This window comes from uncultured Gelidibacter sp., assembly GCF_947500795.1.
In the GTDB taxonomy this organism is placed as follows: Bacteria; Bacteroidota; Bacteroidia; order Flavobacteriales; family Flavobacteriaceae; genus Gelidibacter.
Window position 1 is genome coordinate 40,973 of record NZ_CANMTE010000007.1, and the last position, 15,306, is coordinate 56,278.

The 15,306-nt window shown below is 38.5% G+C and carries 9 protein-coding genes; 2 read left to right on the plus strand and 7 right to left on the minus strand.

Annotated elements, in window-relative coordinates; genetic code table 11:
* Positions 1–229: 229 nt before the first annotated feature.
* Both Q0947_RS13800 and Q0947_RS13805 read left to right on the plus strand, forming a co-directional pair.
* Positions 230–1,288 carry a histidine kinase gene (locus tag Q0947_RS13800; RefSeq protein ID WP_299398827.1) on the plus strand — a complete coding sequence of 353 codons (1,059 nt, stop codon included), beginning with the start codon at positions 230–232 and terminating at the stop codon, positions 1,286–1,288.
* Positions 1,289–1,333: 45 nt separating this feature from the next.
* The gene (locus Q0947_RS13805) at positions 1,334–2,044 is read left to right on the plus strand and encodes a LytTR family DNA-binding domain-containing protein (protein ID WP_299398829.1); all 711 of its coding nucleotides are present in this window, start codon (positions 1,334–1,336) and stop codon (positions 2,042–2,044) included.
* Positions 2,045–2,194: 150 nt separating this feature from the next.
* Here the strand turns inward: Q0947_RS13805 and Q0947_RS13810 are convergent, their stop codons facing one another.
* The 7 genes from Q0947_RS13810 to Q0947_RS13840 form a co-directional block, all read right to left on the minus strand.
* Complete coding sequence (locus tag Q0947_RS13810) at positions 2,195–4,108, minus strand: SusD/RagB family nutrient-binding outer membrane lipoprotein (RefSeq protein ID WP_299398832.1); 1,914 nt, start codon at positions 4,106–4,108, stop codon at positions 2,195–2,197.
* 18 nt (positions 4,109–4,126) lie between these two features.
* Positions 4,127–7,249 carry a SusC/RagA family TonB-linked outer membrane protein gene (locus tag Q0947_RS13815; protein ID WP_299398835.1) on the minus strand — a complete coding sequence of 1,041 codons (3,123 nt, stop codon included), beginning with the start codon at positions 7,247–7,249 and terminating at the stop codon, positions 4,127–4,129.
* Positions 7,250–7,461: 212 nt separating this feature from the next.
* Positions 7,462–10,944 (minus strand): family 20 glycosylhydrolase, encoded by a 3,483-nt coding sequence (locus Q0947_RS13820; protein ID WP_299398838.1) that lies wholly within the window; start codon positions 10,942–10,944, stop codon positions 7,462–7,464.
* Between the two features lie 7 nt (positions 10,945–10,951).
* Positions 10,952–12,139 carry a glycoside hydrolase family 27 protein gene (locus Q0947_RS13825; protein WP_299398844.1) on the minus strand — a complete coding sequence of 396 codons (1,188 nt, stop codon included), beginning with the start codon at positions 12,137–12,139 and terminating at the stop codon, positions 10,952–10,954.
* A gap of 15 nt (positions 12,140–12,154) precedes the next feature.
* Positions 12,155–14,233 carry a GDSL-type esterase/lipase family protein gene (locus tag Q0947_RS13830; protein ID WP_299398848.1) on the minus strand — a complete coding sequence of 693 codons (2,079 nt, stop codon included), beginning with the start codon at positions 14,231–14,233 and terminating at the stop codon, positions 12,155–12,157.
* Positions 14,234–14,243: 10 nt separating this feature from the next.
* Complete coding sequence (locus Q0947_RS13835) at positions 14,244–14,945, minus strand: LrgB family protein (RefSeq protein WP_299398851.1); 702 nt, start codon at positions 14,943–14,945, stop codon at positions 14,244–14,246.
* On the minus strand, positions 14,938–15,303 hold the full coding sequence (locus Q0947_RS13840) for a CidA/LrgA family protein (RefSeq protein WP_299398855.1): 366 nt from the start codon (positions 15,301–15,303) through the stop codon (positions 14,938–14,940). The genes Q0947_RS13835 and Q0947_RS13840 overlap by 8 nt, the downstream gene beginning before the upstream one ends.
* Between the last annotated feature and the right edge of the window lie 3 nt (positions 15,304–15,306).

Sequence of the window (15,306 nt, forward strand, 5' to 3'; positions counted from 1 at the left end):
TCTTGAAAATTCAATTCGTTTTAACTCGTTCTTAGAGCGTTACGTGATTTTACTTTTTACGAAAGTGAATCGCGAATTAAATATCGTTTTGGAATCATTTTGGTTTTTAATTGGAAAGAAAAAAACAAGCTGAATTCACTGCATAAATTTTCATAAATTTAACCGAAATTGAAATTAAATTAGACGGACGACACGTTAACTCTCCTAAACATCACAAAAGATTTTTTTAATGAACTATAAATCCAGCCATCTCTATAAAATATCGTTTTGGCATCACATTATTTTTTGGTCTGTTTATTTTTTATTTAACACTTTTAGATGGGGAAGTTACTTTGATGATTACGTGTATTCGTTAAAAACAAACCTGCTCGGATTTCCAATTCACATCACCTTATGTTATTTTAACATTTACTTTTTGATGCCCGTATTTCTATTCAAAAAGAAATACATTTCCTTCGTTATTTTAATTCTGTCCGCCATTTTTTTAATGGTGCTCGCCAAATTCAATCTCACTTATTTTTTAATAAGTAATGAGGTTTGGCCAGAAGGCCCTAACCCCATCAATAACCTGACACTCAATTACGTAATTGATATGATGATTGGCGAGTTGTATGTGATTACGTTTGTAACGGCCATAAAAGTAACCTTAGATTTTTTGAAGGAACACAAGCGGGTTGCCGATTTGGAAAAGGCACAATTAGAAACCGAATTACTGTTTTTAAAATCGCAGATTTCACCGCATTTTTTCTTTAACACGTTGAATAACATCCATTCTTTAGCGTTAGAAAAATCCAATAAAACACCGAAAATTATTTTAAGGCTTTCGGAGTTAATGCGCTACCTACTTTACGAGACAAAGCACGAACGGCAATCCTTACAAAATGAAATTCTTTGCATTCAGAATTACCTCGACTTGGAAAAAATCAGGCATGATGAGTTACTCAGAGTGAACATGTCCATTTCTGGAGATATCCAAGATAAATCTATAGCTCCTATTTTGCTACTGACCTTTGTGGAGAATGCGTTTAAGCACGGTGTGAGCAAGAATATTGGTTTTGTAAAAGTGGACATTGAAATTAATGTGGAAGGTGATTTTCTCTATTTTACCGTCACCAATCCGTTACCTTCTGAAAACACATTACCACACAAGTTTGATCAATCTAGTGGAATTGGTTTAGAGAACGTAAAAAAAAGATTAAGTTTAGGGTATGATAAGAATGATTATGAGCTCACGATTAAAAACGATGAACACTTGTTTACGATCCATCTCAAGATCAAGGTGACTTAATGCAGCTTTAGTCGCGCTCATAAATGCTATGATATATAGAAAGCTATGAAAATAAAATGTTTGATTATTGATGATGAACCATTGGCTATCAATGTAATAAAAAATTATTTACAGAAAATTGAGGATATAGAATTGGTGAACTCCTTCAATAATGCGATTGATGGACTAAATTATTTAAAGCACCATAAAGTAGATGTCATTTTCTTAGACATTGGCATGCCAGTTCTGGATGGCCTTAGCTTTATTAAAAGCTTAGAAGAACCACCTTTGATTATTGTGACCACCGCTTATACTGAATATGCGGTAGAAACTTATGCTTTAGATGTGCTTGACTATCTTGTAAAACCTATTGAGTTTCCAAGATTCATGAATGCGCTGAATAAGGTTTACAGACGCTTACAATTACATCAACCTGCTACCGATCTCAGTCATACTCGTCCGTATGTGTTCATCAAAATCGACAAGAAAAAAATGAAAAAAGTGTTTTTAGATGAGATTTTGGTGATTGAAAGCCAAAAGGATTATCTAAAAATCAACACGACAAATGGCCGATTCATGATCCATAGTACATTATCGGACTTCACCGATTTACTACCTGTGTCAGACTTTATCAGGATTCATAGATCGTACACTGTCTCCATCAGTCAAATTGACTCTGTGGAAGGCAACAGCGTTGAAATTGATGGCATGAGATACAGTATTGGACGTTCTTATATTGACGAGGTAAAAGCCAAAATTCTAAACTCCGCTATTTAATTTTTAGTTTCAGGAAGCCTAAAGACTACTTCGCTTTTAGCATCAACAACGACTTATTCCGAATTGAAATTTTATAAATTAAAAAAGGGAGAACTTGTAAAGTTCTCCCTTTTTTCGACTAAACATTAAATGAAAACGAAATACTAATTTTTAGTTCTTTTTAGCCCACCATAATGGTGTAGAAACCTCATCAGGACCGCCTAATTTATCAACAGCTTGTCCATATCCAGTTGGAATATTACTTCCAAAGTTAGATGGGTATTTTAAACGCTGTCCATAGAATTTAACGCTATTGGTCAGGTAATTTCCAGGTGTTAATTCTGGCATATTGGTTAAAGGTGTTTCAATTGCTGGATTTTCAAAGAATGGTAACCCAAGTCTTCTGTGGTCACTCCAAGTTTCCAATGGCAACCATGGCGTTTGAGCAATGAACTTTTGAGTAATAATCTTAGTTAACAGATCATTCTTTACTGTTCCATTCTTATAAATAGTGTTTTCAGGATACTTTAAAGTATGTGTTCCTGTAGCACCAGTATAACCATCTTTGTAAGTCATAGTCACTGTTGCAGGTGGCTCAGTAGTATGTGTCCAACTTACTGACGTCCCTACTCTGTTATAATCTTGCGAAGTAAGATAAGTGTCTAATTGAGCAGACACGCCATTGTAAGCAAAACTATCAGCAATACCTTGCTCATAAGCTACTTGACCGCTCATTGGAACATTCCAACCTCTTACTGCTGCTTCAGCAATTAAGAAATAAGATTCCCATGATGCGAAAAAGATTCTAGCACTACTGCTATTTCTGTATTTATTGGCCAAACGTGGTAAAGTTCCTGTGTAACCGTATACTTTATTCTTAGCACCTTTAGTTCCCCAGTTACCTCCTGCGTAAGCATTCCATGTAAAAGCGGCATCTATTTCTTTAACCACATTATCAGAACCGTCTACAAGAGTTCTTTTAGTAGTTCTGGCACCATTGGTCCAAGATGGGTAAGAGTTGAATTCAGGATCATTAAAATCTCCAGGAATTACAAATAAATCATAGGCTCTTGGATCGATTTTGTTATGCAAACCATCAAAAAAGAACCCTGCAGATGGATCATTCGTCATGGTTGTAAAATGGTCAGCAAACTTAAGCCCCATATAATTTGCTGGCTTAATGTATTGTTGTTTATCAGCCGATAAAACAGCTGAAGATGGTACACCACCTAAACCAATCATTAGGTTGTTAAGTGTTGCAGATACTTCATGATCCCACCATTCTCTTGTCATCACACCAGTGTAGTCATTCCATCCTGGAATTTCTTTCACTTTGAAATTATCAGCTGCTACTTTAATAAAGTCATCAGCTACTGCACTTTCAAACTCTGTTCTTGCTTTTTCTGCATCAACTTCAGACAAACGCATCGCTAAACGCATTCTTAAAGAGTTTCCGTATTTTTTCCATTTCGCATAATCATACCCATAAGCTGGATCTAATTTTTTTAATGCGTCATCAGGATTTGAAATATCAAGATTTAGTGCATTTGTAGCTTCTTTTAACTCTTGAAGCATGTAATAGTACACATCCTTTACTTCACTGTATTGTGGATTTTCACCTTGGAAACCATCAATTGGAATTGGTCCAAAGTTATCAGTCATTTCGCTCATCACATAGGCGCGCCAAATTCTTGCCACTTCCTTAAGATTTGGAGTGTGCTCTCTATATTTGCCAGATGCGATTTGATTTTCAGCTACTTTTATCCCAGCATTGATATTTCTTAACCAAGAGGATACATAACCATTAAAATAATCACTTGTCCAACCATCATTTTGACTGCCTTCAGATAGCGTTCCAACTCTAGTCATTCTACCAGCATCATCCCAATACAAAACGAATACACGCTCTGAGATATGTGGATTTTGTTGCGCTCCTCCAATAGAACTATTGATAAAATATTCTATCTGTACCTGCTCTTCATTTGCCGCGACCGGGTTGACGTTTATTTCTTCAAACTCAGAACATGATAGAAATGCCATTAGCACTCCACCCATCAAGCCTGCTTTTTTTAATATTTTCTTCATAATTTATTCATTTAAAATTTAGAAACTTAACGATACATTTAAAAACACACTACTTGTAGTAGGTGATGATAGGTATTCAAAACCTGTTGCATTGGTTGATGTTGCAAAAACAGATTCTGGATCAATACCGTTCAAGTTGTTTTTTATCATCCATACGTTATTAGCCGAAAGACCAACTTTAGCACTTTGAAGTCCTGTATTACCTAACCATGATGATGGCAGTGTATAGTTTAAGTTAATATTTCTTAATCTTATGTTTGTAGCATCATAGATGTTTGCTTCATTGATACCCAAGTTTCCTGATCTTCCTGTAATTTGCTCCCAGTAACGTTGTGGAGAAACTGCCGTTGTATTAGCTGTATATCCTCCATTTCCATCACTTACAACACCATCTACAATAATATCATTACGCTCTCCATTAACCACTGTAACGGCTGCATTTCCTGAACGTTGTAAAGCGTGGTTTGAACCTGAGAATATTTCTCCACCTAAACGTGCATCAATCAATACTCCTAAAGATAAGTTTTTGTAGGTAAACGTATTTGAGAAACCAACCATAGCATCAGGCTGTTGTTCACCTAATTTGAATTTTTCACTGCTGGCAGTAGGTATTCCGTCGCCATCTACAATAATTTTACCAAAATTAGGACTAGTTTCATCTTGAACTCTTGAGAATCTTGTTCCCCAAATTTCACCGTAACCACCACCTTCAACAGCTAGAACAGATAAATTGTCAAAACCTCCTAAACCGTATTGTGTAACATCTTCAGACAAACGCTCAATAGTGTTGTCGTTTTTAGAATAGTTGATGCTTGATTCCCAATTGAAGCCTTCTGGATTGTGAATGATTTTTCCGCGAAGTGCCAATTCAAAACCTTTATTTTGAACATCACCTGCGTTTACTTTCTTAGAGTTATAACCACTTAATGGATCTAGAGGCAATGAGATTAATTGGTTGGTAGCGTTAGATTGGTACCAAGCAAAATCCAATGCCAAACGGTTATTAAAGAATCGTCCTTCAAACCCAATCTCTTTAGATTTGATCAACTCACTTCTTAAATCTGGATTGTATAGCGTATTATTAGTTCCTGCAGTAGTATTTCCATTAGGATCAGAACCTATAGAATAGAAATTATATAATTCATAAGGTCCTAAATCATTACCTACAGTTGCATAAGATGCTCTAATTTTACCAAAGCTTATCCAGCTTGGTAATTCTGAGCCACCTTTAGTTAACATTTCTGTAAATACAAATGATGTACTAACTGATGGATAAAAGAATGATCTGTTGTCTTTACTTAAAGTTGAAGACCAGTCGTTACGTCCTGTAAAATCCACAAATAAGAATCCGTCATAATTAACTTGGAAGGTTCCGTAAAGAGAGTTTGTTCTTCTTTCTGATGAACCTTGGTTTACACCTGGGCTGTTCACACCGTTATTCAATGAGAATAAGTTAGGCACCACAAGCTCTCCTGAACTACCGCTGATATTGTTAGATCTTCTTGCCATTAAATTTCCACCAAGAGTAATCGCACCACCAAATTTACCAACAACGTCATCCTGACTTGCCAATACTAAGAAGCTGTAGTTTGTTTCAATAAAAGAATCTTTACCAAAATCATATCTACCTGTGTTATTACCTGGGCTACCAGAATATAATTTAGATTCTGAAGTTGTCGTATATAAATCTGCTCCAGCTTTAATTTCAGAACTTAACCAATCATTGAATTCATATTTCAAAGATCCATTTAATAAGAAACGATCTCTTGCATCATCACTTAATCTGTTTTTAGCAGACCAATATGGGTTTTCTGCATTTTTATCAATAAACCATCTCATTTTTCCGAATTCATCTGAGTGGTTCTCAAATTGAGTCACATCTAAAGATACCGGTAAACGTGCAATGGTACCAAATGCGTTATTAACGTTACTACCATTTAAAGGTCTGTTTTCTGCTTTTGCATTAACATACTGTACTTTAACATCTGTAGTCCATCTCTTATCTTCACCAAATTTAGATACCGCTCTTGTCATTAAGTTCAAGCGCTCCAAAGTAGATCCAGGGATGTTACTATCATCATTTAAATAGTTAACTGAAGAGTAAAGTGACGTACCATCTGATACTTGTTGTTGAAATGAAAGGCTATAAGTTTGGTTAAAACCACCTTTATAGTAGTTCCCTAAATTGTCATAAGCACGTAAAGTAGTTTGCTCATTTTTCCAATCTGTTACCGTTTGTCCTTCAATTCTAGGACCCCAGCTTACTGTTGATTGAGCACCGTAAACACCTTCACTACCCTGTCCGAAAATTGTTTGAGTATCAGGCTCAATAAACAATCTTTCAAAACTAGTAGTTGCAGAGAATGTAATCCCTAAACCTTTTCTTGCTTTACCTGTTTTTGTTGTGATTAAGATAACACCGTTACCCGCACGAGAACCGTACAATGCCGCAGCAGATGCACCTTTTAAAACCGTCATGGTTTCAATATCGTCTGGATTTAAATCTCCAAGACCGTTACCCATATCTTGAGATGGGTTAAAGAAATCGGTATTGTCAGCACCAGTAAAGTTGTCCATAGGAATTCCGTCCACCACAATTAAAGGTTGATTATCTCCAGTAAGTGAACTGTTTCCTCTTAAAACAATTTTTGAGGAACTCGCAGGTCCATTACTACCTTTAATAACCTGAACACCCGCAATCTTACCTGATAAAGCATTGACTACGTTGGTTTCTCTGGCTTCTGTTAAGGCATCACCCTTAACTTCCTGAACCGCATATCCTAAAGATTTACGATCTCTTTTAATCCCAAGAGCGGTAACTACCACCTCATCCAACTGACTAACATCTTCTACAAGCGACACATTAATGGTGCTTTGCCCATTAACACGAATTTCTTGTGTTGCGAAACCGATGTAAGAAAATTGCAAAGTGCTTGCAGCATCGGATACTTCAATACTGTAATTACCATCAAAATCCGTTGTTACCCCTTTGGAAGTGCCTTTTACGATCACACTAACGCCCGGAAGTCCCAAATTACTTGCAGCATCTACAACAACTCCTTTTACCGTTGTTTGTGCTTGCATACCATAAGTGCAAAGAACGCCTAACACAAACAGTAAATTAAGTACCTTTTTTGTCATAATATTATTTTAAGATTAATTTAACAGAATAAATGAATAGAAAATATTCATCAATATTAAATTTTTTCGACTAATGACATTTTAATGCGGGAGTTCGGCGTTGTAGAACGCTTTTTAAGATAAATATTTTAGAAAAATCAAAAATATAGTGTGCTTACATTGTGATTTTGTCAGTCATAACCATATTTTTCTAATGATGTCACATTTAATATTTATTTAACACGCGTTGTAAATCCTACTGCACCAACACCAGTATTAGCATCTACAAGCCATGGCCCGCGATAAGGCATTTTAGTGTTTGGATATGTATCTCCTAAAAGATAGGTAAGAAGAGCACCTTTTTTAATGCGTTTTCCATTTAGGATGATGTGCAACTTTTTAGGGTTTTTAGAATGGACTTTCAACTCAGAAATTGAAGTAATTTTTTTAGAATTGATTGCAAATAATTGATCTTTTACGGAATAAACATGACCGTCCACTTTTAAGTCTGGCTGAATGGCTATAGGCTTGTCAAATTCGATAATTAGGGATTTAGCCGATTCTCGTGTTGCGCTCACTAATTGCGGCGCTTGATAGTCTACGGTGCCGTTATAAAAATCGTATATCGCCAAATTTGAAATCCAATCCGCCAACACCTCATAACCATGCGCGTGGTAATGGCAGCCGTCTGACAAAAAATAATTGCCATCAAATAAAGGATTTTCTGGGAATCCATGACGCGTAATGATTTTCACTTCTGAATGTTCTTCAGCAAATTGTCGTTGTGCTTCTCTCACCGTTTGATGCCCGCTTGATACGCTACATCCTGGCGGGGTTTGAACCACGTAAAATTTTTCAAATGTATAATCTGATTTGAGATTTTCATACAATTGATAAAGTGCGTTTTTATAATCAGACACCGAATCGCCCGCGTTACTTTCACCTTGATTCCAAATAAATGCTTTGATGTAGTGCTTTAGTCCCGATGCGTCTAATTTGTGTTGCAATCGCCCGTAAGCTGCATTTAAACCATAATCGTTTTTTTGATAGGATGCAATGGCACCACCTCCGCCTGCACCGTTAATGATGGCGATGGGCACATTTTGAGAAGCTACTAAATTCAGACCAATATTCGAACCCAACACGCCCACCATGCCGTTGCCAACACGCTCTCCTTTCCCAACAATATCTGGTGCTTTCCCACTGGCTATATACCAGTCTGAGTTTTCAGCTTCAGGATAGATGGCTGGACTATTGTACAAATGCATGGCACCAATGGTTCGCACCCATTGTGCATTTGAAGACAAACTTTCTTGATTATACACATTATCATAATCTATAGCCCAAGCGTTAGATTGGCCACTTAACACGTACACATCACCAGCAGTGATATGCGTGGCTTTTTTAATCAGATAATCTTCATTTTCATGCTTAGCGAAGAGTTCAATGGTATAATTGTGTTTTAGGGCTTCAATTTTTAAAGGAAGTGAAAAAGCACCATTTACACCCATGGCATGCTTCGTAATAATTCCCTTATCACGATGTACTTTTATAAGGATACTATCCACGCTACTGTCGGCAATACCAGAAACAGTTATCGTGGCGTTGTTAGTCGCATCTCTTGCATAGAGCTGATTGTCTTTGGGGAATTCAGTTACGGAAACCTTTGGCTCCGTATTAAAAACAGCTCTGAATTTTAAATCGTCCACCTCCTTAACAGCACCATTTTCTAAATGTATTGGCACACAGGTGAACATCCACTTCCATGAATTCTTATCTTGAGGAATTTTTAAAAGCACTTTATTCCATCCTTTTTTAAGGGCGATTTTAGTAGGTGCTCTAAAGAAATAATCTTCGTCTATAAATGGGATTTCGTCAGTTCGGGTACCTAAATTAGGTTGCTTCCAAACGGGCGGCGCTATTTCTGTTCCATTCACCCAAATTTTAGGATTGGTGGTATGCCATTGCCCCTGATCAGGAAATGGGCCTACACGTCTTCCGCCGGAGCGCGACCAACCCTGAAACCCTAACCAGAAATCCTGTACCCGATCGTCAGGCGCATAAATCTCCGTATAGGCATAATAGGTTCCTGTTTGGTCAGTAGTTAAAGCTGGAAATCCGAAAAAATGTTTAAAATGCGTCGTCCCACCAACGATAGGTTGTGACCATTTATAATCTTTTCTGTCTATTTTATATAAAGCGACCAAGGAATCCTCAACTGGGAATCGCAGGTTCACATCGCCATTATGTTTAAACGGCCCGATGACGTTCCATTCAAAGCTCGTTTGACGTACATATTGAAATTCTTTTCCATTAAAGAATAGGTCCCGGTGAGTGACGACTTTGTCTTCAAACGCTATAAATTCCTTTAATTCTTTTGAACCGACTGGTGGCAACTTCGCCCAATATTCGAGCTTATTTTCTGCGCGTCCTTTCCAAATCGCATCCGCATAAAACACGATGGATGGATAAATCGGATTTTGAATTAATATATCGCGCTCCTTGGCCACATTATTATCGGGCCACGCTGCTAAAATGCCGCCCAAGGCTAGAGCATCACTTTGTGGTTGACGCGTAGGCTGTTGAAAAAACACCCGCGCCATTCCCGCAAAAGGATCTAAATGATTGATATAATTGGCGCGCGAATCTATAAAACGATGTCCTTTACGTGGCGAGTGCTGTGCCCATAACTGATTGATGGAAGTGGAATCGTCTTCAATTTCAATGCCTTCTTTCCAAACAATAAGCTCTCTGTTTTTAGATTTGACACGATCCATGATGGTTTTGATAAACCCGTCTGGAACATATTCTTCCTTATTTCTAACTTCATCCGTACCAATATGAATGTACGGCATCTCATCAGCGCTTGCCAAACCCATCAATTCATCAAACAAGTCCAATAAAACAGGGAGCGCCCGCTCATCTTTCATGTTTTCAAAACCCATCGCGTTTCTAAAAGCACGCGAATGTCCTGGAATATCAAATTCCGGAATCACGGTAATATGCCGTGCTTTACAAAATGCCAAAATCTCCTTAAAATCGTCTTGGGTGTAGAACTTTCCTTTCCCTCGTGACGTAGCGTCTTCATTCTGCAATTGCGGATACAACTTACTCTCAAGTCGCCACCCTGGATCGTCAGTTAAATGCCAATGGAATACATTGTATTTGTATTGGGACAAAACTTCCAACTGCTCTTTTAATTGGGCGACCGATTGGAAATTTCGGCCGGTATCGTGCATAAATCCTCTGATTTTAAATGCTGGCCAATCGGTGATTTGCAATTGTGGGATGACACCATAATCGTTCTGCTGTCTGAACACTTGTTGCAATGTTTTTATAGCATAATACGCGCCTTTTGCAGTGGTGGCCCATATTTTTATCTCAGAATCGAGTTGTATCTTATAGGCTTCTTCAGCATTATGAACCGGAATATGCTCCTGGATCATCTGGATTTTTAAACCGTCCGACGCTTCTGAAATACCATTGTTTTGGAAAAACGATTTCAATTGATTAGACTCACTGACAAAATCAGTTTTTACAATTTGAAAGGTCTTAAAGCTCACTTCACTCTTTCCGTATTCAATTTCCTGAGGTGTTGGTATGATGGGATACTTCTTCTCTAGAATATTTTTTTGAGTGGTACCAGCATAAACCTGGATCATCCCTATAAGGATGAATGCCACAATGCACCCAATATTTTTATAAGATAGATTCATTATTTTTTTATTTTGACAATCGGTAGACAATCACATCTCGAGATGGCACCTCAATAGATAATTTCGAACTTGTATTGCCCATCATTTTGTCTTCCCATAAATCTTTAATTTGGTATACGTTCTCTGCTGAAAAATCTTTGATGTTGATTTTTGTCCAATCCACTTCATAGGTTTTAGTAGCGATGTCTCGATTAAAGAAGCAAATGGCAATGTCGCCGTTAGAAAGCGGTTTTTGCCAAATTTCAAAATTTCCAAGATCAACAATTTTAAACCCTTGTTTTCCCAACACATCCTGATTGACTTCTAATAATCCTTTATGGGTTAAAATATGCTGATCCGTAGCATTCATAGTGCGTAAATCGTTGCCTGCCATTAAAGGTGCTGCCAACATACACCACATGCTAAAATGTGCTCTTGCTTCGTTTTCAGGCATCCCATTGTTGCCCACAGCCAACATATCCGGATCATTCCAATGTCCCGGTCCCGCATATTTTTCTAAGCCAACTTGCATGTCAACCAAGTCAGACCATCCAATCAAATTACCCCAAATATTGCCGTCATAGCGGCCATTCATATCAATATCTAAGGTCGTGCGCCATAAGTGACCCACGTCCTTACCCCATTCCCATGGTTTGTTTTCACCCCATTCGCACAGGCTAAAAACAATAGGTCGGCCTGCTTTATATAGCGCGTCTCTCATAAGTGTATAGGATGCTATGGCATCTTGGCCTTCCGTAAAGCACCAATCGTATTTTAAATAATCAACACCCCACTTGGCATAGGTTTCTGCATCTTGCATTTCAAACCCTTTACTTCCAGGACGCCCAGCACAAGTTTTTGTACCCGCATCAGAATAGATGCCGAATTTCAAGCCTTTAGAATGCACATAATCAGCCAAACTTTTAATCCCTGATGGAAATTTCTCCTTATCAACAATGATATAGCCGTTATCATCACGACCTATCTGCCAACAATCGTCAATAACAATGTATTCATACCCAGCGCCCTTAAGCCCCTTTTCAACCATAGCATCAGCCATCTCCTTAATGACGGTTTCATTGACACCCTCACATTCAAAACTGTTCCAACTATTCCAACCCATTGGTGGTGTTTGTGCTAAATTTTCGAATTTTTGTGCCGTACTTTTGGTGGCGAAACCAAAGGCTAAAACGATTAAAAGAAACTTGATTTTCATGGTTATATATTTTTTTTAATTTGAAAATGTGGATGCTGGCAATCCGGCATCATTGACTAAATTTCCGTTGGAAAAGGAACTATACACATACCTTACAAAGCGAGGGGTTTCAATTTCCGGGGACCAAATTTGCAAGACGTCATTCACGATTTTACTGTGTGCAGGAACAAATGTCTTGTCCGGTCCCGCAATATAAATATCATTCACAGAAGCGTTTCCTGGTGTTTTCAAACCTTGTCCGTGTTTAAAATGGACTTCCAACCTATTCTTGTTGACGTTTACAAAGTCTAAAAGTGGTCCGGAGAAAGAATTCTCAACACCATAAGTTTTATGAAGTGCTATTTTAGAAAGTCGCTCGCCCACAACCCATTTCTGTTTTGGATGCACATCAGTTTCATGGCCCACATCCAAACTGACCGCCATACCTGTATTTGGAATTTCCAATAATCGGCGTTGCGAATCCCTAAACTCTCCCCAATTTGGACGATTGATACTGCTCAACTGCACATAATAAAAAGGCAATTCTGGAGTCTTGAAATGGCTACGCCAATCGTCCACCAACAGTTTAAATAGTTTCGAATGCAAGTTGACATGCTCGGTATTTGATTCGCCTTGGTACCAGATGACGCCTTTTATTTTGTAATCTCTGATGGGCATCACGCCTCCATCAAAGAGCATTGTTGGATGATAGGGATGTCTTGCCCTAATCCCATTCTTAGAAAGGCCTTTCATATTTAAAGCCGCACGCTCTGCCACCCAAGTATCAACTTTAGGATGCAAGTGGGTATCATTAAGCAAACTCACGGTCTCAGGATGCTGTTCCATCGACTCCCTGCTGATCCAACTTTGAATGGGCGCTCCACCCACAGCATTGTTAATGATTCCAACAGGAACCCCTAATTGCTTTTGAAGTTTATAGGCGAAGGCATAGGCTACTGCGGAAAAATCGTTTAGGTTTTCGGTTGTCGATGGAATCCATCCAGAGTTTTTGAAATACGAGTTGGCATTACATTCTTTAAGTTCAGCTTCTGTGTATGGTTTGTTAGACAATACTTTTCCGTCCATTGAGAATAGAAACACTTGCGGATTAAGGGAATCTTTTAAAACGGTCGCCGCATGTTCCATCTCACGGACTTTAAAGTCCATGTTAGACTGCCCTGAAGCCAACCAAACCTCACCTATATACACCGACTTTATTTCAATAGAATTTTCAGCCGTTGCAAACTTTAAGGCATAAGGACCGCCTGCTGGCATTGGAGGAAAAGTGACCTGCCATTTGCCATGCACATCAGCTTTTGCTGTTTTCGAAACGTTGTTAAATCGAACAGTAATAGTTTCATCAGCATTAGCTGTACCATTAAAACTAATCGGTTCATTACGTTGCAATACCATATTCTCGCCGTAGAGCACAGGGAGTTTTAATCCGCCGTAATCCCCAGTAAGAGCAGCATACACTTTATCGGCGATAACTGTTGCACCTTCTTTGGTGGGATGTAAATTATCAGGAAAGTATTCAGGAAATCTATAAAGTGGCTCGTGCAAATCGATGACTTGTACTGCTGCTTTCTCGGCAATGCCTTCTATTTTTACTTGGATTTCCTTAAAACTTTCGCGCATGCCTTCTTCAAACCAATGGTGTCCAGAAAACGTGGGCGTCATTTTGCAAATCATAACTTCAGGCTTTGATGGCAGATTTTTGTAGAGTGCAATCATTTCCAAATAATCCTGTTCAAATTCGGCGTGGTGGTCTGGCCAGTTATTATTGCCTTGATCGTTCAGGCCTAAATGAATGATGACAATGTTAGGCCCAAAATCTTGTGACGCTTTAAATTGGGACGTTTTCCAATAAGGTTTATGTCCGTTTTTAAGCATAGTCGCCCCGGAATATCCAAAGTTTCCCACCTCGTAATTTGCGCCTAAACGCTCTTGCAGTTGTTGCGGATAGGAATTTTCTTCACGATCCTCAATTCCTGCCCCGAAGGTCACACTATCCCCCACACAGGCAACTTTTATGGTTTGGGAATTTAATAGGAAAGAAGAACACAACATTAAACTCAGTAAAATTATGCGGTAATTATTTGAAGACTTTTTCATCATAAATAAGTTATAGCGATCCAACAATCCAAAGTACAACATACGGCGAAATAAGTGTGGTCAGAATTCCATTGACACACATGGCCAATCCACTATACGCGCCGGGTAAAGGTCCGATTTCAATAGCACGCGCAGTACCGATACCATGTGCTGCGGTCCCGAGCGCCGTTCCTACAGCGGTCTGGCTTTTGATGCCTATTAACCTCAAAAATCCCGATCCAAAGGCATTTCCAAAAACCCCTACCGCAATCACAACACCTGCCGTTAAGGAAGGAATTCCTTCAGTGATTTTGGTGATTTCAATCGCTATTGGCGTGGTGACTGACATGGACACAAGTGACCTGATGAGCACATCAGGAGCATGCATCGCAATAGAAATTAAGGATACCGAAGCAATACTGATGATACCGCCACAACCTACGGCCAATAAAAAAGGGTAAATGTTATGTTCGATCAGTTGGTATTTTTCATAAAAGAGAACACCAAGCGCTACAATGGCTGGTCCCAGAAAAAAACTCAAATATTGTCCGCCTTTATTATAATCCTCAAAAGGGATATCAAAAACTACCAAAAACAGAATAATGAGTGTAATGGCTACTAAAACAGGATTAAATAAAACGAATTTTATTTTGGACCGTAAAGCTCGCGCAGCAAAAAAAACCACGACGGTAAGAAGAATGCCAAAAACGGGAAGCTGATAGAAGTCAATCATGTTTTTCCAGTTTTTGTTGTACGAACGCTGTAATGTAGAGGGTGAGTAGCGTCGTGACAACTGCAATAACAGATAGAATCATCCAGTAAGCACTTATAAAATCAAAGTACGACATGAGTCCAACGCCATAAGGCACAAAAAACAGTACCATGTACTTCAATAGTTGATCTGAAGCCGGTTTCACGTCTTTCAGCTGGATCAACTTTAATTTTAAAGCGCTGAAAATTAAAATCATCCCCAAGATATTCCCAGGAATTGGAACATCTGACACGTAGCGAATCAACTCTCCTATCCCGAGGAATAAAAAAATCCAGAGGAATGCTTTGAGCATTTGTAATCGACTACGGAGTGGACTCATTAA

Coding starts and splice junctions, on each gene's coding strand:
- Q0947_RS13805 (WP_299398829.1), top strand. CDS start 1,334: ATGAAAATAAAATGTTTGATTATTGATGATGAACCATTGGCTATCAAT.
- Q0947_RS13830 (WP_299398848.1), bottom strand. CDS start 14,233: ATGAAAAAGTCTTCAAATAATTACCGCATAATTTTACTGAGTTTAATG.
- Q0947_RS13810 (WP_299398832.1), bottom strand. CDS start 4,108: ATGAAGAAAATATTAAAAAAAGCAGGCTTGATGGGTGGAGTGCTAATG.
- Q0947_RS13800 (WP_299398827.1), top strand. CDS start 230: ATGAACTATAAATCCAGCCATCTCTATAAAATATCGTTTTGGCATCAC.
- Q0947_RS13840 (WP_299398855.1), bottom strand. CDS start 15,303: ATGAGTCCACTCCGTAGTCGATTACAAATGCTCAAAGCATTCCTCTGG.
- Q0947_RS13815 (WP_299398835.1), bottom strand. CDS start 7,249: ATGACAAAAAAGGTACTTAATTTACTGTTTGTGTTAGGCGTTCTTTGC.
- Q0947_RS13825 (WP_299398844.1), bottom strand. CDS start 12,139: ATGAAAATCAAGTTTCTTTTAATCGTTTTAGCCTTTGGTTTCGCCACC.
- Q0947_RS13820 (WP_299398838.1), bottom strand. CDS start 10,944: ATGAATCTATCTTATAAAAATATTGGGTGCATTGTGGCATTCATCCTT.
- Q0947_RS13835 (WP_299398851.1), bottom strand. CDS start 14,945: ATGATTGACTTCTATCAGCTTCCCGTTTTTGGCATTCTTCTTACCGTC.